16 protein-coding genes are annotated in these 13,447 nt (G+C 70.5%); 10 read left to right on the top strand and 6 right to left on the bottom strand.

Features of this window, described 5'->3' with window-relative positions; genetic code table 11:
• Nucleotides 1-135: 135 nt before the first annotated feature.
• The gene (locus JW030_RS04005) at nucleotides 136-900 is read left to right on the top strand and encodes a phosphatase PAP2 family protein (RefSeq protein WP_188044602.1); all 765 of its coding nucleotides are present in this window, start codon (nucleotides 136-138) and stop codon (nucleotides 898-900) included.
• Here JW030_RS04005 and JW030_RS04000 read toward each other — a convergent pair.
• The 3 genes from JW030_RS04000 to JW030_RS03990 are packed head-to-tail and all read right to left on the bottom strand — an operon-like array spanning nucleotide 873 to nucleotide 3,927.
• A complete protein-coding gene (locus JW030_RS04000; RefSeq protein ID WP_241095547.1) occupies nucleotides 873-2,762 on the bottom strand; it encodes an adenosylhomocysteinase in 1,890 nt (629 codons plus the stop codon). The genes JW030_RS04005 and JW030_RS04000 overlap by 28 nt on opposite strands.
• Nucleotides 2,759-3,361, bottom strand: coding sequence for a hypothetical protein (locus tag JW030_RS03995; RefSeq protein WP_188044603.1), 603 nt, complete (start codon nucleotides 3,359-3,361; stop codon nucleotides 2,759-2,761). The genes JW030_RS04000 and JW030_RS03995 overlap by 4 nt, the downstream gene beginning before the upstream one ends.
• Nucleotides 3,362-3,414: 53 nt before the next feature.
• Complete coding sequence (locus JW030_RS03990) at nucleotides 3,415-3,927, bottom strand: glutathione peroxidase (protein ID WP_188044604.1); 513 nt, start codon at nucleotides 3,925-3,927, stop codon at nucleotides 3,415-3,417.
• Nucleotides 3,928-3,987: 60 nt separating this feature from the next.
• Here JW030_RS03990 and JW030_RS03985 point away from each other — a divergent pair, with 60 nt between their 5' ends.
• Nucleotides 3,988-4,302, top strand: coding sequence for a GNAT family N-acetyltransferase (locus JW030_RS03985; protein WP_188044605.1), 315 nt, complete (start codon nucleotides 3,988-3,990; stop codon nucleotides 4,300-4,302).
• A 60-nt stretch (nucleotides 4,303-4,362) separates the two neighbouring features.
• On the opposite strand, the gene JW030_RS03980 is transcribed toward JW030_RS03985, so the two are convergent.
• Complete coding sequence (locus JW030_RS03980) at nucleotides 4,363-5,751, bottom strand: aspartate aminotransferase family protein (protein WP_241095546.1); 1,389 nt, start codon at nucleotides 5,749-5,751, stop codon at nucleotides 4,363-4,365.
• Between the two features lie 166 nt (nucleotides 5,752-5,917).
• On the opposite strand from JW030_RS03980, the gene JW030_RS03975 reads away from it, so the two are divergent.
• On the top strand, nucleotides 5,918-6,880 hold the full coding sequence (locus JW030_RS03975; RefSeq protein WP_188044606.1) for a phosphotransferase: 963 nt from the start codon (nucleotides 5,918-5,920) through the stop codon (nucleotides 6,878-6,880).
• Complete coding sequence (locus tag JW030_RS03970) at nucleotides 6,877-7,533, top strand: GntR family transcriptional regulator (protein ID WP_188044607.1); 657 nt, start codon at nucleotides 6,877-6,879, stop codon at nucleotides 7,531-7,533. Before JW030_RS03975 ends, JW030_RS03970 begins: the two co-directional genes overlap by 4 nt.
• A gap of 4 nt (nucleotides 7,534-7,537) precedes the next feature.
• Here the strand turns inward: JW030_RS03970 and JW030_RS03965 are convergent, their stop codons facing one another.
• Nucleotides 7,538-8,200 (bottom strand): asparagine synthase, encoded by a 663-nt coding sequence (locus tag JW030_RS03965; RefSeq protein ID WP_188044608.1) that lies wholly within the window; start codon nucleotides 8,198-8,200, stop codon nucleotides 7,538-7,540.
• A 227-nt stretch (nucleotides 8,201-8,427) separates the two neighbouring features.
• Here JW030_RS03965 and JW030_RS03960 point away from each other — a divergent pair, with 227 nt between their 5' ends.
• From JW030_RS03960 to JW030_RS03935, 6 genes are all read left to right on the top strand, one after another.
• On the top strand, nucleotides 8,428-8,748 hold the full coding sequence (locus JW030_RS03960) for a multidrug efflux SMR transporter (RefSeq protein WP_188044609.1): 321 nt from the start codon (nucleotides 8,428-8,430) through the stop codon (nucleotides 8,746-8,748).
• Entirely contained in the window at nucleotides 8,749-9,153 is a 405-nt protein-coding gene (locus JW030_RS03955) for a multidrug efflux SMR transporter (protein WP_188044610.1), read from the top strand.
• Nucleotides 9,150-9,548: an NUDIX domain-containing protein gene (locus JW030_RS03950; RefSeq protein WP_188044611.1), complete on the top strand. Its 399-nt coding sequence runs from the start codon at nucleotides 9,150-9,152 to the stop codon at nucleotides 9,546-9,548. The genes JW030_RS03955 and JW030_RS03950 overlap by 4 nt, the downstream gene beginning before the upstream one ends.
• Nucleotides 9,549-9,655: 107 nt before the next feature.
• A complete protein-coding gene (locus JW030_RS03945; RefSeq protein WP_188044612.1) occupies nucleotides 9,656-10,624 on the top strand; it encodes a metal ABC transporter substrate-binding protein in 969 nt (322 codons plus the stop codon).
• The gene (locus tag JW030_RS03940; protein ID WP_188044613.1) at nucleotides 10,621-11,418 is read left to right on the top strand and encodes a metal ABC transporter ATP-binding protein; all 798 of its coding nucleotides are present in this window, start codon (nucleotides 10,621-10,623) and stop codon (nucleotides 11,416-11,418) included. Before JW030_RS03945 ends, JW030_RS03940 begins: the two co-directional genes overlap by 4 nt.
• Entirely contained in the window at nucleotides 11,415-12,275 is an 861-nt protein-coding gene (locus tag JW030_RS03935; protein WP_188044614.1) for a metal ABC transporter permease, read from the top strand. Before JW030_RS03940 ends, JW030_RS03935 begins: the two co-directional genes overlap by 4 nt.
• A 9-nt stretch (nucleotides 12,276-12,284) precedes the next feature.
• Here JW030_RS03935 and JW030_RS03930 read toward each other — a convergent pair whose 3' ends face one another.
• Nucleotides 12,285-13,406, bottom strand: a complete 1,122-nt coding sequence (locus tag JW030_RS03930; protein ID WP_188044615.1) for an enoyl-CoA hydratase/isomerase family protein — start codon at nucleotides 13,404-13,406, stop codon at nucleotides 12,285-12,287.
• Between the last annotated feature and the right edge of the window lie 41 nt (nucleotides 13,407-13,447).

The following is a 13,447-nucleotide window of genomic DNA, read 5'->3' as shown; positions in this document are numbered from 1 at the left end:
GGAACAGTGTCCCGCGTTGTCCACACGAGCGCAAGCTCATTGACATTCCGATTGCGTCAAGAAACCGTACATCGTAAGGTTTTCACAATTCCGCCCAACGCTTCACCGTCGAAGCTACGAAAGGACCTCATGGTAATGGATCCAGGCACCGCTCCCCTCACGACCTCGGCACCACCGGCCCGCGCAGGGAAAACGCGCCGCCCCTCCTGGCCACTGGCCACCGGGCTGCTCGGCATGCTGGTGTTCACCGCGTTCGGATTCGCCGTCGCGGCGAACGTCGAGCACCCGTTCACCCAGCCCCTCGACGACTGGTGGCGGGCGCTCGTCGGCGCGACCAACGAGGCGCAGATTCAGAACCCGATCGTGATGCTGTTCCAGGAGATCGGCCAGATCGGAGGGGCCGTGCTCATGGTCATCGTGATTCCCGGCTGGCTGTTCATCATCCGTCGCTGGCGGTCGGCACTGTTCGTGCTCGCCGCAGAGTTCGGCGTCAGCATCGTCGTCTCGCAGGTGGTCAAGAATCTCGTCGATCGGCCACGCCCCGCCGCAGATGCGGCACTCGGCCTGTCCGGCCCGCTCATCCCCGTCGACCACGGCTCGTTTCCCTCGGGGCACGGTGTGAGCGTCGGCATCCTGGTCGTCGCGATCGCCGCGATCCTGCCCGTCGCGGCCCGCAAAATCTGGTGGATTGTCGGCGCGGTGCTCGCGATCGGCATGATCTGGCAGCGCACCTTCGTCAACGCCCACTGGATCTCGGACGCGATTGTTGGGGTGATCGGCGGCGCCTCAGCGACGCTGCTGCTCTGGTGGCTCTTCTGGCGCCTGCTCGATCGCGATCGAGGCAAGCCGCTGTTTCGCCGGGTGCGCGCGGATCAGCCCCGGGAGTCCGTCGCGCGGTAGCGGTGAGCGGTCCAGTGCTGGGCCGCTCCCCCCGGGCGGACCGGCCCCGACCCCAGCGGATCCACCTCGCCGCCGTGCGCCTGAAGGGCGGCGGCGGCGACCCGGCGCTCCGCCGCGGCGTCGAGCACGTGCACGCCGACCGCGTCCAGCCCCTCGGCGATCCTGCCGAGCGAGCTGAGTTGCGTCGCGAACGAAAGGTCCATGACCTCGATGGGATTTCCCTCGCCCGCGGTGTAGTTCACCCCGGCGCCGTCCGCCAGCACGAGTGGGCCTCCGGCTTCCCCCGGCGCGCGCCAGGTGGCAAGGTGCGGGCCGTGGTGCTCGGCCTGCCAGCCGCGTTCGCGCAGCTCGTCGAGCGCGAGCTCGTCGTCGATCCCTCCGGCCACCGCGACCGCAGCACCCGGCCGAAGCCGCGCGAGATCGTCGCCGCTCAGCGTGTGCCAGACGCCCGTCGCGCTCACGGCGACGTCCGCGATGGGCAGGGCCGAGGCGAGCGTGCTCGCCTCAAACCCGTCGTGGAGCGCCTGCAACGCCCGGACGGGGTCGCGCTCGACCACGGTGATCTTCGCCCCGAGCGCCGCGGCAAAGCGGGCAACTCCCGCCCCGACCGGGCCATAACCGACGACGACCCAGCGCGTCCCCCCGATCCCGGTCGCTCCCGCGCCGGCAGCGTCGTGCCCCGGACGTGCGGCGGAGTCGAGCAGATCGGCGATGGCGAACACGCAGGACTGACCCGTCCCGATGCGGTTGTCGAACTCGGACTTCGTGCGGGCGTCGTTGACGGCGATCACCGGGATGCAGAGCGCCCCCTCGGCGGCCATCTCGATCAGCGGACGCACCCCGCTCGTCGTCTCCTCGCTCGCGGCACGGAGCCTCTCGAGCGCGCCGGGGCGCTCGGTGTGTGCCAGGCGGACGAGGTGCGAGCCGTCGTCGATCAAGAGCTCGGGGGCCCAGTCCAGGATCCCGGCCGCGTGCGCCGCGTCGAGGGCCAGAGTGTCGGTGTCCGCGCCGTCCTGGTCGGCAGGAACGGGATCGAGGCCGAGCTTCGGGGCGAAGACCTCGACGCCGAGCTCGGCGAGCGCGGTCGCGACCGCGGGGTCGGTCTCGCCGTCGGCTGAGAACACGGCCACCTCCGCGCCGGCATCGCGCAGGGCGATCGCGAGGGCCGCGGTCTTGGGCTCGAGCACCAGGCTGACGCCGACGCGGGTGCCCCGGATCGCGCCTGTCTCGGCGAGGGAACGCGCAAGCCCCGCCGTCGCCGGCATGCCGCGCCCCGCCCACTCAATACGGGCGGCCGATTCGGAGATGCGGGTGCGCGCGTCGGGCACGGTCAGTTCGCTCGCCGGGATCGCGAGGGCGACGGCCCGACCGTCCAGCCGGAACTCCGCAACCTGCGCGCGCGGCTCGCGGCGGCGCCAGCGCAGCGCCCGGGAGCGCGTGGCGTCCGCGGGCAGCTCTGCCCCGCTCGTCACCGAGAGCGAGCCGAGCGCCGACTCGAGCGCGTCGAGGTCGGGGCTCTCGCCCAGGCAAACGAAGATCGCGGGCAGGCGGGTGACGTCGCGCAGACGCTCCCCCATGAGCACGGCCAGCTCGGGCTCGCGGATCTCGCCGTCGACGAAGACGTAGTCGGCCGGGCCCCGCGCGAGGGAGCCGCCTGTGCCCAGCAGGCGCGCCCCCATTCGGGAGAGCGCCGAGCGCAGCACCGTGGAGAGGGCCTCACCGGCCAGAATCTCCACGACCGCGCCGGACAGAAGCCCGTTGCCGCAGCCCGCCGCCAGCCTGAGCGCGCGCTCGGCGGCCAGTTCTGGGGCGAGCTCAGCGGGAGCGCCGGACGCGGAATGAGTTGTCTCACGATGGGTCATGGCTTGGCTCCCTCGCCGGGCTTGGTGGTCTCTTCTGCCGGAGTGGGCTCAGGGCGTGGCCGTTCGGCACACGCCGCGGCACTGTCTGCGGGCAAGCCGAGCGCGGCGCGCGCGGCCGCCGCGGTCTCGGCCGACTCGGCGACGTCGGGCCAGCTCAGCTTTGCGGCCTTTTCCGGGGTCAGCTTCAGCGCCCGCGCAGCCTCGGCGCCATCGACGCGAAGCGACTCGGCGACCTGAGCCACCAGGCGGGCAGAGCCCGCCGGCCACACCTGGTCGGGGTCCTCGAGCTCCCGCGCCGCACCTATGCTCGCAGATCCCAGGTCGTCGAGCGCTTCCGAGAGCGCCGCCTCGGCCGCCGGCGATACTTCTCCCGCGTCCAGCGCGAGGCGCACCTGATCGACCGCGAGGTCGAGCTCGTCCCAGGAATCGTTGACGGGGCACACGGCATCGAGATACGCGCCACCCGCCTCGCTGATGCTGAGCTGCAGCGGTTCCGGCTCGGGTTCTGGCGCGCACGCGGTCATCAACATCGGCGCGCAGACGACGATCAGCGCGAGGGCGAACGCTCGTCGCGGGGCAGGAAATCGCAGAGCAGACACGTTCCTGAAGTGTAGCCGCCCTCGACGCGAGGACCGTGCGAGCGGCCGGTCGATCAGGCCGAGACCGAGCTCAGGGCTGCCTCAACCGCGGCGACGATCTCGTCCGAATCGGGTTCGGTCGTCGAGCGGAAGCGTACGATGCGGGGCTCGCCGTTGCCTGCCGGGTCCGGCCACACGAGGAACTTCTCGAAGTTCCAACGCACGACGCCCGCGACGCCGTTCGCATCCTTCGCGCGGCGGAGCGCATCGAACAGGGGCGCACGACCGCGGCCGTTCACCTTGCCCTTGGCAAGCAGCGGGAAGGTCACCCCGAAGTTCAGCTGGCAGAACTCGGCGATATCGGCGTCGCTGCCCGGCTCCTGGCGCAGGAACTGGTTGCACGGCATCCCGACGACCGTCAGCCCCTGCGGCCCATACTTCTCGGACAATTCCTCAAGCCCGGCGTATTGCGGGGTGAAGCCACACTTGGAGGCGACGTTCACGACCAGGGCGGCGCCCGGCGCGATGTCCCCGAATCGGCGGGTTTCTCCGTTGGGCAGGGTCACGGGAGTATCTCTGATCGACATGACTTCAGACTATGCCCGCGGGCCCGGGCGATCCAGGATCCCCGGCGTAGACTCAGCGACATGGCACGATTCACCGATGAAACGGCGGCCCGCGAGGCCGGATATCTGATCACGCACGAGCCCGAGCGGCAGCGCTTCGTCCTCACTGCCCAGGGCGTCGAGGTTGGAGAGGCGCATTACTCGCCCCTTGCGAACGGCGGCTTCGACTTCGATCACACGGTGGTCGACCCGTCGCTGCGCGGCACCGGGCTCTCTGCGTTGCTCGTGCGGCACGCGCTCGCCGACGAGACGGTGTACGGAAAACCGTTGCAGGCATCCTGCTGGTTCGTCGCCGGCATGTTGGAAAAACACCCGGAGCTCGCGGGGCCCGCCTAATCAGGCGAGCCCGCACGAACTCCTTCGCCACTCGACGCTGAGTGCGCGACTGACCCCAGGCTAGAGCGTTCGCGTGACTGCGTCGAATCCGTCGAGGAACCGAGCAACATCCGCGTCGCTGAACACCAGCGGCGGGCGAATCTTGAGAACGTTTTCATAGGTGCCCGATGCACTCACGAGGATGCGTCGCTCCCGCAGCGCGCCGACGACGGCGAGCGCCGTCGATGCGTCCGGCTCGTCGCCCCCGGGCAGCACGTACTCGACGCTGAGAAAGAGCCCGGCGCCGCGGTTCTCGGCGACCGTGCGGCGCCCCGATCGCTGGGCCTGCGCGTCGGTGATCTCGGTGATGCCGGCCAGCAGCCGGGCGCCGGTTGTCGCGGAGTGCACGAGCAGCGCGCGATCCTCGATCTCGTCGAGCACGGCGGTGGCCGCGGCGATGCTGACCGGGTTTCCGGCGAACGTGTTGAAGTAGCGCGTGCTCTGCCCGAACGCGTCGAACAGCGCGCGCGAGCCCACGACAGCCGAGATCGGCACGCCGTTACCCATGGGCTTGCCCAGCACCACGAGGTCGGGAACGAAGCCGTGGCGGCTGAAACCCCACCACTCGCCCGTGCGCCCGAATCCCGGCTGCACCTCGTCGGCGATGTACAGGCCACCCGCCGCACGAACGGTGGCCGCGGCGCGGGCGAGGAAACCGGCAGGATCCAGCCGCAGGCCGTCGCTCGAGAGCACCGAGTCCACGATCATGCCCGCGAACGGGATACCGCGCTCGGCAAAGCCGGCGATCGCGCGCTCGATGTCGCTCACCCACCGCTGGAGCGCAGCCTCCCCACCCGGGCCGCGCACCGAGTCGGGGGCGTCGACGAGCGCGACGGTCTCGGGGATCCGGTTGTTCGCCCCGAGGCTCGGGGAAATCTCCGCGACCGCAGCGGTCGTGCCGTGGTAGGCGTTGCGGGTCACGATGATGCCCTGACCACCGGTGGCGTGACGGACGATCCGCAGCGCGAGATCGACCGCCTCGCTGCCCGTGCAGGCGTACATGACCTGGGTGAGGGGGTCCGGGAACTTCTCCGTGAGGCGCTCGGCATACTCCACGACCGCGTCCGTGAGGTAGCGGGTGTGCGTATTCAGCTCGCCGAGCTGCCGGGCGACCGCCGCCTGCACCCGGGGGTTGCTGTGCCCGACGGCGGGGACGTTGTTGTACGCGTCGAGATAGTCCCGCCCCTGTGCGTCGAAGAGATGGGACCCCTCGCCACGCACGAGGTGCAGCGGCTCGGAGTAGAACAGCCGGTTCGCCGCGCCGAGCACCCGCTCGCGGCGATCGAGCAACGCGGCCATGGCCGGATCGAGGTTCGTCGCGTGCTCGCGCGAGAACGCGTTCACCATCAGCGAGCGTTCGGCCCCGCTGTCTGCCGCGACGTGCGTGGGTGCGTCCTCGTGCTGCGTCATCGTGATAGTCCCGCCTCGTCGCTCGGTGTGGGTCCGCGGTGGCCCGCCCCCGGCAGGGCCGCGAATCTCAGATTGTTCACCAATATACATGACCTTCCCCTAGAATCAGGCTCAGCTTTCGCAATATTTCGGCGACATCGAGAACTATGCCACGCACAGGAGACACATGATCGAGCTCACCCTGACCCCCGCCGAGGCCACGGCGATCCTGCGGGGCACGCACGGCATCGCCGCCGAGTCGATGCGCCCGCTGGGCAGCGAGCTCGCCAGCACGTTCGCCGCGCAGAGCTCCGAGGGACGCCTCGCGGTCAAAATGCAGGGCTCGAGCCCAAGTGAAGCCCCCGTGCAACGCTGGCGCGCACTCGTCTCGGACGAACTCACCCGTCGGGGCCACCCGGTCCCCGCCCTACGCCAGGCCCTCGACGGCGGGCTGATCGCCGCTGCCACCCACGAGGGAACGCCGGTGCAGGTGCTCGCGATGGACTGGGTCGACGCCGCCCCCTACGGCGCGATCGTCGTCCCGGACACCTTCGGCGTCACCCTCGGCCGGGTCGCCGCACGGCTGCAGCACGATCTGCTCGAGATGCCCCGCCCGCCGCACGAGATTACGCACACCTGGGACTCACGCGAGAGCGCGGCCGTCATCGCCGAGCACCTCCCACTGATCGACGACGCAGAAATCCTCGCGGTGGGCGAGGCCGCGCTCGCCGTGCACGAGCGGCTGATCGCGCCGGTCGCGGACGAGCTGCCCCTCGCGCTCGTCCACCAGGATCTCCACGACTCGAACGTCCTCGCCACCGCGGCCGGCGAGGTCGCCGCCATCATCGACTTCGACGACATGCTCGTCGGGTGGCGGGTCGCCGAGCCCGCGATCGCGGCCGGGTATCTGGCGCGCAATAGCGCCGACCCGGTGCGCGCCGTCCTCGGCGTCGCCGAGGGCTGGGAGTCCGAGATCCCCTTCACCGACGCCGAGCGCCGCGCGTTCCCCGCCATCGCGACGGTGCGCCTCGCGCTCAACACCGTCGTCTGGCAGGCGCGCATGCAGAGCAACCGCGGGGCGTACGCCGGCGCCCGCTCGAACGGCTCCCTCGCGGCCTTCCGCGTACTCGCCGACTGGCTCCGGGCATGAACTCCCCCGCCCAGATTGCCCAGGCGCTCCGCACCCGCATCCTCGCGCTCGAGATCGCCCCGGGGTCGCCGCTGCGCGAGGTCGCCGTGGCCGAAGCTTTCGGGTGCTCACGCCGCACCGCCCGCGAGGCCCTCATGACCCTCGGCCACGAGGGCATCGTGCGACACGAGCGCAATCGCGGCGCGAGCGTGCGCAGCTTCACCCGGCTCGACGTGCAAGACCTGTACCGAGTGCGCCGCACGCTCGAAGCGCAGGGCGCCCGGGCGTGCAGAACGGCGCCGCAGGAGCTCCTCGACAACGTGCGCGACGCGTACGCCCGGCTCGAGGCCGCCGCGCGCACGGGCCAGGACTCCCCGGCTCATGCGTTCGCCGACGTGGAGTTTCACGCGTCGGTCATCGCGCTGCTCGGGAGCCCCCGTATCGACGCGTTCTTCGCGAACCTCTCGGTCGAGATGGTCTACGCGATTCGCCTGCTGCACCGCGACGAGGTCGAGTCCGCGGTCGGCGTGAGCGAGGCGCTCGCGGACCACCGCAGCATTGCGGATGCGATCGTCGCCAGGAACTCGACGCTGGCCCGGCGCGAGGTGCTCGCGCACGTCGCGGAGAACGAGGCACGGCTGATCCGGCTCAGTACGGTCGCATCACCCCGGTGACGCCTTAGCCCTCGCGCGCTGGTTCGTCCTTGCGGCGGAACAGCCCGCGCTTGCCGCCTGACTCGCTGGCGGTCTTCTCCTCCATGAGCCGGGTGAGGTCCTGCGAGATCAGCTGCGCTATGCGGCCCTCGCGCTCCTGCTTGTACTCCTCGTCGCGGCCGCCGCCGTAGTAGGGGTGCGCAGCGCGCACCTTGAGTGAATCGCCGATCTCTTCCCAGGCCGCGTCGCGCGCACGCTTCGTGCTCTCGTTCAGATACTCGTCGTTCGCCGCGCGCTCGCGCAGTTCCTTGGCGAGGGTCTCGTAGACCTCTTGGCGGTGGCGCAGCGTCCGATTGTCGTCGTTGCTGTACTCAGACTCGCTCCAGGCACTGCGCCCGTAGTCGCGGATCTCGTCGCGCATGCGGCGGATGTGTTTCGCGTCACGCTCCCGCTCGTCCGCGAGCTCGGTGAGCGCGGTGCGGGCAAGGTCGCGAATCATCTCTTCGTCGTAGTCGACGTCGCGGCGCAGCGCGTTCATGATGATCGCGTTCTTGACATTCATGCGGACGGCGACGTCGGCGACCAACAGGCCCTGCTCGACGATCTCTTCAACGGGGGCGAGGACCTTGCGCGGAATACCGCGGAGAGATCGCCCACCTGGGCGCCGGCGCTTGCGTCGACCAAACATGGTGCCCCCTTGATGTGAATGATCACGAGATCTCGGGGCCGGTGCGACCCGAGGAACGCGAAGTACCTCCCTAGTATCTCGCACGTACACACGCGCACGGGGAACATTGCGCAGGACGTGCACAGATCGGACTGCCAAGATAGAACTCAGTGCCCGCGAGATACTCGCCGGCGGCGGACGAGGGAGCAGTACCCGCACAGCGACAAGACTGCCAGGAAGAGACTCCCGTGACGCTCGCGTGGGTAGTACTGATTGGAAGCGGCGTTCTCGAAGCCGTATGGGCCACTGCGCTGTCGCGCAGCAACGGCCTGAAGAAATTGTGGCCGACGGTCACCTTCGTCGTGTCGATCGTGGTGAGCATGGCGGGTCTCGCCTACGCGCTTCGCGAGCTCCCCGTGGGGACGGCGTACGCGGTCTGGGTGGGCATCGGAGCCGTACTGACCTCGGCCTGGGCGATCATCAGCGGGGCCGAGCGCGCGACGCTGCTGCGCGTCGTGCTACTGGTCGGCCTGATCGCCTGCGTCGCCGGGCTGAAGGCGGTGAGCTAGATGTACTGGCTCATCCTCCTCATCAGCTCCGTACTCGAAGCTGTCTGGGCGATCGCGCTCAGCGAGTCCGACGGCTTCTCGCGCCCCGTCCCGACGATCGTGTTCGCGGTCGCGGTGACGCTCAGCATGATCGGGCTCGGCTATGCCATGAAGGGCATCCCCACGAGCGTCGCCTACACGGTGTGGGTCGGCGTCGGGGCAGCCCTCACGGTGACCGCTTCGATGCTCACGGGCTCGGAAGAGCCGTCGCCCCTCAAGCTCGTCTTTCTCGCGGGCATCATCGCGTGCGTGATCGGGCTCAAGTTTGCTCCCGCGGGCAAGCCGGCGGCCGAGCAGGCAGCCCCCGAATCGTCCGGGCAGGATCCTGCCCGCGCGAGCACCCCCAGCAGTGATGCGGGCGCATGAACGACCTCCTCGTCTCGGCCATTGCGCTGATCCGCGATCGCCGCGTGCTCATGGTGACCGCCCGCGGGCGTGACGTCTGGTATATGCCCGGCGGCAAGATTGACCCCGGCGAGAGCGGGGCCGAGGCCGCCGCGCGCGAGGCCTTCGAGGAGGTCGCGCTGCGCCTCGACCCCGCGCAGCTCGACGAGCTCTTCACCGTCGTCACGCAGGCGCACGGCGAGCCCGATGGCCGGCTCGTGCGCATGCGGGTGTTCGCCGCGTCCTCGCCCGACGAGCCGGAGCCGTCCGCCGAGGTGAGTGCGGTGCACTGGGCGGGCACCGCCGACCGCGACCGCTGCCCGCCCGCCGGGCTCGAGGTGCTCGACCGGCTCGCGGCGCTGGGGCTGATCGACTAGCGTTCCCCGGGTTTCCGGGGACCAGGGCCCTTCGGCGCACCCGTCGAATCAGCTTTAACTTAAATGTTCGGCCTACCGAACATTTGCGCAAGCACTACGCAAACATTATGGTTGACGCCATGAGACAACGTGCCTGGTGGAGCGCGGCGACGGCGACGGCCGCCCTGCTGCTTTCGGCGTGCGCCCCGTCCCCCGCGGGCACCCCGACGGCGACGCCAGGCGACGATCGCCCCGTCGTCCTTGCCACGTTTACCGTGCTCGCCGACCTCGCGAGCGAGGTCGCTGGGCCCCACCTGCGCGTGGAATCACTGACCCGCGCGGGCGCCGAGATTCACGGGTACGAGCCCACCCCGGCCGACGTGGCCCGGGCGAGCGAGGCAGATCTCATTCTCGACAACGGCCTCGGCCTCGAGGCCTGGTTCGCGCAGTTCGTGCGCGACTCCGGCGCGCCGCACGCCGTGCTCTCGGCGGGCATCGAGCCGATCGCGATCGCGGGCGGCGAGGCAGCTGGGCACATCAACCCGCACGCCTGGATGTCGCCGGAGAACGCCGAGCACTACGTCGAGAACATCGTCGACGCGTTCAGCGAGCTCGACCCGGCGCACGCCGCCGACTACCGCGCCAACGGCGACGCCTACCGCGCGAAGATCGAGTCGGTGTTCTCCGATGCCCAGGGGCGCATCGACGCGCTCCCCGCCACAGACCGCACCCTCGTCACCTGCGAGGGCGCGTTCAGCTACCTCGCCCGCGACCTCGGCCTGTCCGAGCACTACCTCTGGCCGGTGAACGCTGAGCAACAGATCACCGCGCGACGCATGGCCGCCGTCATCGATGCGGTGCGCGCCCAAGACGTCCCCGCGGTGTTCTGCGAGTCCACGGTCTCTGACCGGGCGATGCGCCAGCTCGCCGACGACACCGGCGCAGCGTTCGGCGGCACCCTCTACGTCGACTCGCTGTCCGCACCCGACGGGCCCGTGCCTGACTATCTCTCGCTGCTCCGGGTGAACCTCGACACGATCGCGACCGGGCTGAGCACGAACCGCACCGCCTCCCCATCGGAAGGAACCGCCCCATGAGCCAGGACTCCCCCGCACGGGTGGCGCCTACAGGCCCACCCGCGATCGACATCCAAGCGCTCTCCGTGCACTACCCGGGCGGGGCGAACGGCACGATCGCGGCGCTCGAACGCGCGACGCTGACGGTGCAGCCCGGCCGCATCTGCGCACTCGTCGGCGCGAACGGGGCCGGGAAGTCCACCCTCTTCTCGGCGATCATGGGGCTCGTCACGCCCGCGCACGGCAGTGTCAGGCTGTTCGGCGAACCGCCCGTCGTGGCCCGCCGCGCCGGGACGCTCGGCTATGTACCGCAAAGTGAATCTGTCGACACGACCTTTCCCGTCTCGGTGCGCGACGTGACCCTGATGGGGCGATACGGGCAGCTCGATTTCACCCGCCGTCCGGGCCGGGCCGACAAGGCCGCGGTGGCCGACGCGCTCGCCCGCGTCGAACTCACCGACTTCGCGGACCGGCAGTTGGGCCGGCTCTCCGGGGGCCAGCGCAAGCGCGCCTTCCTCGCCCGCGCGATCGCGCAGGAGGCCAGGATCCTGCTGCTCGACGAGCCCTTCGCGGGCGTCGACAAGCGCAGCGAGGCGACCATCACCCGCGAGCTGCGCGCCCTGGCCGCGAGCGGGGTCACGGTGCTCGTCTCGACCCACGACCTGCAGGCGCTGCCGGGCCTCGCCGACGAGGCCGCGCTCATCCTGCGAAGCGTGCTCGCGCACGGCTCGCCGGAAGATGTGCTCGCTCCGGGCCCGCTGGCCCGGGCGTTCGGGATCGACGTGTTGGCCGGAAGCGAACGGGGCGAGCGATGACCGCGATGGAGTTCCTGCTCGAGCCATATTCCTACGAGTTCATGCAACGCGCGCTCGTCGCGACGCTCGCCGCCTCGGTGGTCTGCGCGCTGCTCTCATGCTGGCTCGTGCTGATCGGCTGGTCGCTCATGGGCGACGCGGTCTCGCACGCCGTGCTTCCGGGGGTCGTGCTCGCCTACATGGTCGGCGCACCATTCGCGCTCGGCGCGGTGGTCTTCGGGTTTCTCTCGGTCGGCCTCATCGGCGCCGTGCAGTCGCGCACGCCGATCAAAGAGGACGCCGCGATCGGGATCGTGTTCACGACGCTGTTCGCGCTCGGCATCGTGCTCATCTCCGTAGTGCCGAGCCAGACGGACCTCACGCATATCATCTTCGGCAACCTGCTCGGGGTCGGCCCGTCCGAGCTCTGGCAGGTGCTCGGGATCGCGGCGTTCGTCGCGGCGGTGCTCCTGCTGAAGCGCCGGGACTTCACGCTCTTCGCGTTCGACCCCACCCACGCGCACGCCATCGGGCTGCGCCCCAAGCTGCTCGGCACCGTGCTGCTCGCCCTCCTCGCACTCACCGCCGTCGTGGCGCTCCAGGTGGTCGGCGTGGTGCTCGTCGTGGCGATGCTCATCATTCCCGGCGCGACAGCGCAGCTGCTCACCGACCGGTTCGCGGTGCGGCTGGTCGTCGCGCCGCTGTTCGCGGCGATCTGCGGCGTTGTGGGGCTTACGGTCAGCTACTTCACGAACACGGCGCCCGGCGGCGCGATCGTGCTCGCGCAGGGCATCGCGTTCCTGCTCGTGATCGGCGGCCGCGCGGTGAGCCGATCCGTTCGGGCGCGCGCCCGCCAGCGGGCCGCGATCGCGGTCTAGCCGAGCGTTCTAGACCAGTCTGAAGCGCGCCGAACCCGGGTCTGCCGGGGCCAGGATCCGCGCCACGCGGTCCTCGCTCACGTCCTCGATGCGGGCCGGCTTCCAGCCCGGTTGTCCGTCCTTATCGATCACCGCGGCACGCACCCCCTCGAGGAAGTCGTCTCGCTGCATCAGCCGGGGCAGCAGGCGCAGGTCGTCGTCGAGCACCTCCGCGAGCGTGAGCCCCTCGTCGCGCGTGTGCCGCAGCTGGGCGATCGTCACGACCACCGCAGTCGGGCACATGAGCCGCACCGTCCGCGCGGTCTCTCGCGCCGCCTCACCGCCCCGTTCGAGCGCCCGCATGAGCAGCACCGCGGCCTCGACCGGCGCCCGGTGCTCGTCGGCCAGCGCCTCGTCCGCAATCGGATCAAACCACTCCCGCGCCCGCAGGAGCATCGACTCCGGCGCCGGTTCGGCGAGCGCCTCCACGGCGAGCGCGGGGTCGTCCCCGGCCGCGAGCCGCTGGCTCAGCTGACCGATCCGGGTGCTCGGCACAAAGTAGTCCGCGAAGCCGAGCGCGAGCGCGTCGCCCGCGGTCATCGACCCCGCGGTGATCGCGAGCAGCTCGCCGAGCCGTCCTGGTGCGCGCGCGAGCAGGCGGTGCCCGCCGACGTCGGGCACGATGCCGATGCGCACCTCAGGCATCGCGAGGCGGCTGCGCTCGGTGACGATCCGGATGGCGGCGTGCCCGGTGAGCCCGATGCCGCCGCCCATCGTGATCCCGTCCATGACGCCGACCACGGGCACCGGCGAGACATGCACCGCATAGTCGGTGCGGTACTCGGTGCGGAGGAACTCTTCCGCGAGCGCCGGCCCGTCCCCCGCCATGCGCTTGATGTCCCCGCCGCCGCAGAACCCGCGCTCCCCCGCGCCATCCAGCAGGATCGCCGAGCTGCCGTCGGCCTGGGCCGCCGTGAGCCCGGCGGTGATCGAGTGCAGCATCGGCACCGTCAGCGCATTGATGACGGCCGGCCGGTTCAGCGTGATCCGGGTGAGCGCGCCCGTGCGGCTCACCAGGACGGGCGCCTCGGCGGCGGTCGGGGTGTTCGATGGTTCGGTGGCATTCGATGCGGCTGCGGCGTGCGTCGTCATTGAGATCCTCTCGCGGGTACCTCCACGCTACCCGGTACTCG

The organism is Leucobacter sp. CX169 (assembly GCF_017161405.1).
Lineage (GTDB): Bacteria > Actinomycetota > Actinomycetes > Actinomycetales > Microbacteriaceae > Cx-87.
This window is presented reverse-complemented; position numbering and strand designations above follow the sequence as displayed.